The sequence below is a fragment of the Dellaglioa sp. CoH-57-MRSF-17 genome (assembly GCF_056782015.1).
In genome coordinates this window covers 1-285 of record NZ_JBXAXY010000119.1, presented here as the reverse complement: position 1 = coordinate 285, position 285 = coordinate 1, and the positions used below count along the sequence as shown (strand labels likewise).

Annotated in this window: 1 protein-coding gene; it reads left to right on the top strand. The window is 54.6% G+C overall.

Annotation, left to right across the window (positions count from 1 at the left end; all coding sequences use genetic code 11):
- The first annotated feature begins 44 nt into the window (after positions 1-44).
- Positions 45-251, top strand: coding sequence for an ATP-grasp domain-containing protein (locus AC1RPJ_RS08100; RefSeq protein ID WP_481762896.1), 207 nt, complete (start codon positions 45-47; stop codon positions 249-251).
- Positions 252-285 lie beyond the last annotated feature (34 nt).

The window sequence follows — 285 nt, the reverse complement described above, 5'->3', positions numbered from 1 at the left end:
ACATTGCTGAGTATCGCAATCGTGGGCACGTCCAGCACAAGAAGGTGTACGCGCAGGACGCAGACAAGCTTCGCGCGTATCACAAGACGGTGCACCATCCTACGGCACCGCGTGCGTATGTCATGGATGTTNGCGAAGTTGTCGAAGATGTGACAGATTTGCGCATCGTTGAGCTGAACTGCCTAAACTGCTCCGGGCCTTACACTGTGGACCGTGCTCAGGTATATTCGGCGGTGGCGAAGGCAGTTTAAGCAATTCCCAATTTGAGAGGACCCGCAAGTGACG